The sequence below is a fragment of the Aurantibacter sp. genome (assembly GCF_042094015.1).
GTDB lineage: Bacteria > Bacteroidota > Bacteroidia > Flavobacteriales > Flavobacteriaceae > Aurantibacter.
On the sequence record NZ_JBELDZ010000023.1, the window covers coordinates 25,827 to 34,133 of the forward strand.

Consider the following 8,307-nt stretch of genomic DNA (forward strand, 5'->3'; position numbering starts at 1 on the left):
AGTTCTACTAAAGTGACTTTTTTATATCTGTAATTGTTTAGTATAACAATAATGAATTTGTATTTTTGTTAAAACCCAATTTTTGAAATGGCAAAAACCTCTAAAAAAGAAAAAACACCTAAGTCTAAAACTAAATTGCCAGCTTTTAAGTTTCCAAAATTTGAACTTACAAATCAGCATCGACTTATTTTAGGAAGTCTATTAGGCTGTTTAGGACTTATTCTTTTTGTGTCTTTCCTTTCATTCTTATTTACAGGTCAAGCAGATCAAAGTACCATTTCAGAGTTTACAGACAAAACAATTGAAGCTAAAAATTGGATGAATAAGTCTGGTGCATGGCTAAGCCATATTTTTATTTTAAAAGGATTTGGTATTGCAGCATTTTTACTTTCTGGTCTTACATTACTTTCTAGTATTTATGTATTTACTAATGCTTCAAAAAAACGCATACAAAAACAATGGTTTTGGGGACTTTTAAATATGACATGGTTATCAGTTTTGTTTGGTTTTTTTACAAAAGAAAATGATTTACTTAGTGGTGTAATTGGTTTTGAATTAAATACATTTCTTCAAATATATATTGGGAAAATTGGAACAGCTTTATTACTATTATTTCTATTTATAACATACTTAGCTATTAGGTTTAAAGTAACACCTCAAAACATTACAGCTTTATTTAAAAACGCTAAAAAAGATATTAAAGAAGATTTTAACGAAGCTCAAAAAGACTTTGTCCCAATAGATAATACGCTTTCTGATGAAGCTGAAGCTATAAAACAAAGTATTAAAAATACGGAAGCAACACTTAGTCCTTCTCCAGAATCTAATACTTTAGAAATCGAAAACACTGAAGAAATAGAATTACAGACAACAGTGAAACCTACTGAAATGTCAAGTATTGAAACCACAAGTGATTTTCAAATTGAAGTCCCTAAAGAAGAAGAAGAAGAAACTGTCGAAATTAAAGTTGAAAAAATTGGTGAAGAAAAATCTGAAACAGACAACCTTGCAGGTAAATTAGTAGAAGATTTTGGAGAGTTTGATCCAACACTAGAACTTGGAAATTATCAATTTCCACCTTTAGATTTACTTAAAAAATACGACAATGAAAGTGTTACAATAAATAAAGATGAATTAGAAGAAAATAAAAATAAAATTGTTGACACATTAAATAATTATAAAATTGGTATTGCAAGTATTAAAGCTACTATTGGTCCAACAGTTACATTATATGAAATTGTTCCAGAAGCTGGAGTTAGAATTTCAAAAATTAAAAACTTAGAAGATGATATTGCGTTGTCTTTATCTGCATTAGGGATTAGGATTATTGCTCCAATCCCAGGAAAAGGAACCATTGGTATAGAAGTACCTAATAAAAACGCAACTATAGTTTCTATGCGCTCTGTAATTGCATCGCAAAAATTCCAAAAAACAGAAATGCATTTACCCATTGCTATTGGAAAAACTATTAGTAATGAAACCCTAGTTGTTGACTTAGCTAAAATGCCACACTTATTAATGGCCGGAGCAACTGGACAAGGTAAATCTGTTGGGTTAAATGCTGTCTTGACCTCTCTAGTTTACAAAAAACATCCTGCCGAAGTTAAATTTGTTTTAGTAGATCCGAAAAAGGTAGAATTAACTTTATTTAATAAAATTGAACGACATTATTTAGCAAAACTTCCTGATGATGGCGATGCTATTATTACAGATAACACTAAAGTTATTCATACTTTAAATTCTTTATGTATTGAAATGGATAATCGTTATGAAATGCTTAAAAATGCATTATGTCGTAACATCGTAGAATACAATCAGAAGTTTAAAGACCGAAAACTAAACCCTAATGATGGACATTCGTATTTACCATACATAGTTTTAGTTGTAGATGAATTTGCAGACTTAATTATGACTGCTGGTAAAGAAGTAGAAACACCTGTAGCACGCTTAGCACAGTTAGCTCGTGCAATTGGAATACACTTAATAATTGCCACACAAAGACCTTCTGTTAATGTAATAACTGGTATTATTAAAGCTAATTTCCCAGCTCGTATAGCATTTAGAGTTTCTAGTAAAATAGATTCTAGAACTATTTTAGATGCTGGAGGAGCAGATCAACTAATTGGTCGTGGAGATATGCTTTATACTCAAGGTAATGATATGATTCGGGTACAATGTGCATTTGTTGACACACCTGAAGTAGAAAAAATTGTAAATTATATTGGTGCACAAAAGGCTTATCCAGAAGCTTACCAACTTCCAGAATTTGTAGGTGACGAAGGTGGCACAAATCTTGATATAGATATATCCGATAGAGATAAACTATTTAGAGAAGCTGCAGAAATTATTGTAACAGCACAACAAGGATCTGCTTCTTTATTACAGCGTAAACTTAAATTAGGTTACAATAGAGCTGGAAGAATTATAGACCAATTAGAAGCTGCAGGCATTGTTGGCGGATTTGAAGGTAGTAAGGCAAGGCAAGTTTTAGTTCCAGATTTTATTGCTCTAGATCAATTATTAGAAAACGAAAAACAATAGATTATAACACGTTAGATTATGAAAAAAATCATTCTTATTTGTAGTATTTTAATATCAAGTTTAGGTTTTGCTCAAAACAATAATTCTGCAAAAGCATTACTTACTGAGGTTTCTATAAAAGTAAAATCTTACAAAAATATAAGTATAGATTTTAAATATGTTTTAGATAATACTAAAGAAAATATTCACCAAGAAACTCGTGGAGATGTTGTAATGTCTGGTGATAAGTATCGTTTAAACATATTAGGTTTAACTAGAATATTTGATGGAAATAAACTATATAGTATTTCTCCCGAAGATGAAGAAGTTAGTATTTCTAAAGAAGATGAAACTGAAGCAACTATTACACCAAGCAGAATGCTATCATTTTATGAAGATGGATATACTTATAAAATGGATATTATTCAAAATGTTCGAGGACGAAAAATTCAGTACGTAAAGCTAACGCCTATTGATAGCAATTCTGAAATTAAATATATATTATTAGGTATAGACAATAACACTAAGCACATTTACAACTTAATAGAAATGGGTAAAAACGACACCAAAACTACCTTGACTGTTAATTCTTTTAAAACAAACGAAACATTGTCGAAAACCTTATTTACCTTTGATGCTTCAAAATATAGCGATTACTATATTAACAATCTGGATTAACCTTTTGTGAAAATACTAGATAGGTACATATTAAAAACCTTTTTAAAAACTTTTATCAGCGTGTTTGTTATACTCATGCTGATTTTTGTATTACAAGCAATTTGGCTTTATATAAAAGAATTAGCAGGTAAAGATCTAGACATATTAACTATTTTAAAGTTTTTATTTTATATAACTCCAACTTTAATCCCACTAATTTTACCTCTTACCATATTACTATCTTCCATTATGGTTTTTGGTACTTTTGCGGAAAACTACGAGTTTGCAGCAATGAAATCTACAGGTATTTCATTACAACGTGCTATGGCTAGTCTTAGCATATTTATAGTATTACTCTCCTTAGTTACATTTGTTTTTAGTAATAATATTATTCCTTGGGCAGAATTTGAAAGTCATAATCTTAGAAAAAATATAGCAAAAAAGAAACCTGCAATGATAATTGCAGAAGGACAATTTAATAATATAGGGGAAGATTTTAATATAAAAGTATCTGAAAAATCTGGTGAAAATGGAGAGTTTTTAAAAGATATTGTTATACATCAAAAATCCGGAAGATTACTTCAAAATCATATTACAACTATTGCAAAAAACGGAGAACTTTTAAGTTCTAAAGACTCTAACGTCTTACAACTTATTCTATTTGACGGCTATTATTATGATGATACACCATCTAAAAACAGAAAAGATTACTACAAACCATTAGTTAAAACATACTTTAAAAAGTACGTTAAAAACTTAGATCTATCTCAATTAAATAAAATAGATTTAGACGAGAAAAAAGTAACAGGTAGATATAGTATGCTAGATATAGTTGATTTAAACTACTCAATAGATTCTTTAAAGAAACAAAGAACTAATAATTATAAATCTTTTTCTAGTTCTTTATACAAACGTACAAACCTAGAAAACCTTGATTTAACAATAACGGTAAAAAATGATTCTGCTTATAAAGGAGAAATATTAGACTTATTTACATACAAAAAACAAACACAGCTATTAGACTATGCTATAAACACATTAGCAAGTACAAAGCAAATGTTAAAAACAAAGCGCTTAACTTTAGAAACAGAAAACTCTTTATTAAATAGGCATGGAATAGCATTGCATAAAAAATTTGCATTAGCAATTGCTTGTATTATTTTATTTTTTGTTGGTGCACCTTTAGGTGCTTTAATAAAAAAAGGTGGACTTGGATTACCAATGGTAATTGCAATAGTTCTATTTTTAACCTATCATTTTATGGGATTATTTGCAGAAAACAGCTCTAAAACGGGTAACTTAAACCCTGTACTAGCCGCTTGGTTTTCTACACTAGTTATGCTTCCTCTAAGTATATTTTTAACAACTAGAGCAAAAGCAGATCGTAGTATTTTTGAATTTGACCACATTACAAATAAATTAAAAAAATGGTTTAAAATTGAATCAAATAAAAAAATTACAAATGAATTTACTAAAACAAGAATTGCTATTAAAGATTTGAATAAAACGGAATTACACGAGTTAAATCAGTATAAAACTAATTTTAAAACAACTTCAAAAATTGCATATTCAACATACATTATTACTATTGTGTTGTTTTTAGCATATTTTATATTAAAAAATAATAAGCAATTACCATTAGCAATGGCAAGTATAAACATTAGCGGAATTTGCTTAATAATCTATGTGGTTTATATGCTAAAATCTGAACAGTTTATAAAGCAATATAGACGTTTATTTAATAGAGCAAATCCATCAATTGGACAGAAAATATTAGGTTTTGTTTTTTATCCTTTTTTACATCAATTAAATAAAAAATCAATATAAGATCTATATTTAAATAATAGAAACTATTATGAGCACAACTACTCAACAAAAAGATTTAAAATTAAATACAATTCAAGAAGCTATTAACGATATTAAAGCTGGTAAAGTTATTATTGTTGTTGATGATGAAGATAGAGAAAACGAAGGTGATTTCTTAGCTGCTGCAGAAATGGTTACTCCAGAAATGGTTAATTTTATGGCAACACACGGACGCGGATTAATTTGTACACCATTAACAGAGAAACGCTGTAAAGAACTTGATCTTCACGCAATGGTTTCAAATAACACAGACCATATGGAAACCGCTTTCACCGTTTCTATAGATTTAAAAGGAAAAGGTGTAACAACAGGTATTTCCGCAGGAGATAGAGCTTTAACAATCCAGTCTTTGATAAATGAAGACACAAAGCCTTTTGATTTAGCAAGACCTGGACATATATTCCCTCTAATTGCTAAGGAAGGTGGTGTTTTACGCAGAACTGGACATACAGAAGCCGCAATAGATTTTGCGCGTTTAGCTGGATTAAAACCAGCTGGTGTTATTGTTGAAATAATGAACGAAGACGGAACAATGGCTCGTTTACCTCAACTTATAGATGTAGCTAATCGCTTTGATTTAAAAATAGTATCAATCGAGGATCTAGTAGCCTATAGAATGGATCATGATTCTTTAATTACTAAAAAAGAGGATTTTAATATTGAAACACGTTTTGGTCAATTTAGACTTAGAGCCTATCAACAAACTACAAATAAACAATTACACATTGCTTTAACAAAAGGAGAATGGACAACAAATGAAGCTATTCTAACGCGGGTGAATTCAAATTTAATAAACAACGACATATTAGGAACACTTACCAATAACGCTGATAAAAAACTGGACCAAATGTTTAGTGTTATTAATAATGATGGAAAAGGCGCTATACTTTTTATTAATCAAGAATCTCAAAACATTAATTTATTATCTAGATTAACAGAATTAAAAGCTGCTCAAAATCCAAATCAAGTCGTTAAAGCTCCAGAAATCAAAATGGATAGTAAAGATTTTGGTATCGGTGCACAAATTTTACATGATTTAAATATTCATAAACTGAAACTAATTTCTAATTCTCAACAAACCAAACGAGTTGGAATGATTGGTTATGGTCTAGAAATTGTTGATTATGTGACTTACTAAAAGTTAATTTTAAATAATACAAAAAAACGCAACTTAATAACTAAGCTGCGTTTTTTTGTGTTTAGTGTTTTAGCTGTATTTTCTAATAATAGCTGCCATTTTTATTGCTCTTTTCTTAACTTCCTCTTCAGTCCATCCAATTTTAATTAAACAAGAAATATTTCGACCTATAAAATGATCTGATTGAGAAAAACCTTGCTTAGCAATTTTAGACAAACCTTGTTTAACGGATTCAGATAATGGAAATAAACTTTTAGCTTCTTTTAAATGTTCCCATTTTCTAACATAATGCCAATTATTATCATAATAATGAAAACAAACATCTACGCCTTCACTCTTAAAATCTGACATTACTTTTCTAGCAATATCTAATGTTGGTAAAAAGAAATTTAAAAATGCATAGCTTTCTACTCCTCCATCTGGAACTGTCCTAAATTCAATATTATTATTACCATTTAATTCTTCTCTAAGAATTGTGTAATGCTTTTTCTGAATTTCTAAAAATTCATCTAATCTTTTAAACTGTGCTAAACCAATAGCAGCATTTAATTCTGAAATCCTAAAATTATAACCTAAATATGGATGTGTTTCTGCGCCACGATCTTTTCCAATGTGATCATGTCCATGATCTTGATACAAGTCTGCATTGACAGCATAATTGTTATGGTTAGTAATAACTGCTCCTCCTTCACCACAAGTAATTGTTTTAACATAATCGAAAGAAAAACAACCTGCATCGCCTATTGTTCCTAGATATTTACCATTATAAGTTCCTCCAATTGCTTGACAAGCATCTTCTATCAATTTTAGATTATGTGTATTGCAAATAGACTTAAGGGCATTTAAGTCAGCCATACTTCCACACATATGCACAGGCATAATAGCTTTTGTTTTTGATGTAATAGCTTTCTCTACTGCTTTAGGACAAAGTGTTAAAGTTTTATCTATATCAACCAACACAGGTATTGCTCCTAGCATTAAAATAGCTTCAAAACTAGCAACAAAAGTAAAAGTTGGCATAATAACCTCATCTCCTGCTCCAACACCAGCTAAGGCCATTGCTACAGATACTGCTGCTGTACCACTAGACACTAACTGTGCATGCTTAACCTTAAATTTATTTTCTATTTCGGTTTCTAAATCTTTAGCTTTAAAAATATTGTTTCGCATACCATCAAAACCATAACGCATTAAAACTCCTGTTTCCAATACATCATTTACCTCTTTACGTTCTAAATCACTAAATTTTTCAAATCCTGGCATATATTTTAACTTAAATCAATTATTACTTCATCTAGAGGTTTTCTAACTTTCTTTAATTTAGACATAAAATCGTCTTGTGCTCTATAGCCTATTGGCATAACTAAAACTGATTTTAAATCTTTATCCTTTAATTTGAATTTATTATCGTATTCATTTGATAAAAACCCCTCCATAGGACAAGCATCTATTCTTAAATTAGCACATACCGTTAACAAATTACCCATTGCTAAATAAGCCTGATTTGTTGCCCATAATTCTATATTTTCTTGGCTTTTAGTATTGAAATCAGAAATTAAATAATCTTTAAACCCTTTTAAAATATCATCTGGTGTTTGTCTTATTTTTTTAATTCGATTAAAATAAGTTTCAATATAATTGGCATCTATCTTAGAGTCAATACAAAATACTAAAACATGAGAGGCTTGAGCTACCTGTTCTTGATTCATAGTTATTGGCACTAAATCAGATTGCAGTGATTTATTTTTCAAAACAATTAATTTAATAGGCTGTAAACCATAAGAGGTAGCCGTTAAATTAAAAGCTTCTTTTATAATGTTTATATCTGGTTCTGAAACAAACTTATTATCATCAAACTTTTTAGTTGCGTATCTAAATTGTAACGCTTCTATAATTGACATATCTTCTATTTTTTGTAAAAATAATGATAGAAAAACATTAAACATATTAATTTACATACTTTATCTTTTTCTTTAAAAAATTATTAAAAAAGTACGCTTTTTGTTTGAATAGATTGGAAAAGGGTTTTATATTTGCACTCGCATTACGCTAATAGCGTATATGACACTCAGGAGAATTGGCAGAGTGGTCGAATGCGGCAGTCTTGAAAACTGTTGAGGGTCACA

The 8,307-nt window shown here is 29.5% G+C and carries 6 protein-coding genes; 4 read left to right on the forward strand and 2 right to left on the reverse strand.

Features of this window, described 5'->3' with window-relative positions; translation table 11 throughout:
* The first annotated feature begins 87 nt into the window (after positions 1 to 87).
* The 4 genes from ACFDSN_RS05305 to ribB are packed head-to-tail and all read left to right on the forward strand — an operon-like array spanning position 88 to position 6,181.
* A complete protein-coding gene (locus tag ACFDSN_RS05305; protein ID WP_375238795.1) occupies positions 88 to 2,541 on the forward strand; it encodes a DNA translocase FtsK 4TM domain-containing protein in 2,454 nt (817 codons plus the stop codon).
* Positions 2,542 to 2,559: 18 nt separating this feature from the next.
* Positions 2,560 to 3,198, forward strand: a complete 639-nt coding sequence (locus ACFDSN_RS05310; RefSeq protein ID WP_375238796.1) for an outer membrane lipoprotein carrier protein LolA — start codon at positions 2,560 to 2,562, stop codon at positions 3,196 to 3,198.
* A gap of 6 nt (positions 3,199 to 3,204) precedes the next feature.
* A complete protein-coding gene (locus ACFDSN_RS05315) occupies positions 3,205 to 5,004 on the forward strand; it encodes an LptF/LptG family permease (RefSeq protein WP_375238797.1) in 1,800 nt (599 codons plus the stop codon).
* 28 nt (positions 5,005 to 5,032) lie between these two features.
* A complete protein-coding gene (gene ribB, locus ACFDSN_RS05320; protein WP_375238798.1) occupies positions 5,033 to 6,181 on the forward strand; it encodes a 3,4-dihydroxy-2-butanone-4-phosphate synthase in 1,149 nt (382 codons plus the stop codon).
* Between the two features lie 69 nt (positions 6,182 to 6,250).
* On the opposite strand, the gene ACFDSN_RS05325 is transcribed toward ribB, so the two are convergent.
* Positions 6,251 to 7,444 carry a DegT/DnrJ/EryC1/StrS family aminotransferase gene (locus ACFDSN_RS05325; protein WP_375238799.1) on the reverse strand — a complete coding sequence of 398 codons (1,194 nt, stop codon included), beginning with the start codon at positions 7,442 to 7,444 and terminating at the stop codon, positions 6,251 to 6,253.
* Positions 7,445 to 7,449: 5 nt separating this feature from the next.
* A complete protein-coding gene (locus tag ACFDSN_RS05330; protein ID WP_375238800.1) occupies positions 7,450 to 8,082 on the reverse strand; it encodes an NAD(P)H-dependent oxidoreductase in 633 nt (210 codons plus the stop codon).
* Positions 8,083 to 8,307 lie beyond the last annotated feature (225 nt).

What these genes read in the sequence shown, in the direction of transcription:
- ACFDSN_RS05305 (WP_375238795.1), top strand. Translation starts at nt 88, where the DNA reads ATGGCAAAAACCTCTAAAAAAGAAAAAACACCTAAGTCTAAAACTAAA.
- ACFDSN_RS05310 (WP_375238796.1), top strand. Translation starts at nt 2,560, where the DNA reads ATGAAAAAAATCATTCTTATTTGTAGTATTTTAATATCAAGTTTAGGT.
- ribB (WP_375238798.1), top strand. Translation starts at nt 5,033, where the DNA reads ATGAGCACAACTACTCAACAAAAAGATTTAAAATTAAATACAATTCAA.
- ACFDSN_RS05325 (WP_375238799.1), bottom strand. Translation starts at nt 7,444, where the DNA reads ATGCCAGGATTTGAAAAATTTAGTGATTTAGAACGTAAAGAGGTAAAT.
- ACFDSN_RS05330 (WP_375238800.1), bottom strand. Translation starts at nt 8,082, where the DNA reads ATGTCAATTATAGAAGCGTTACAATTTAGATACGCAACTAAAAAGTTT.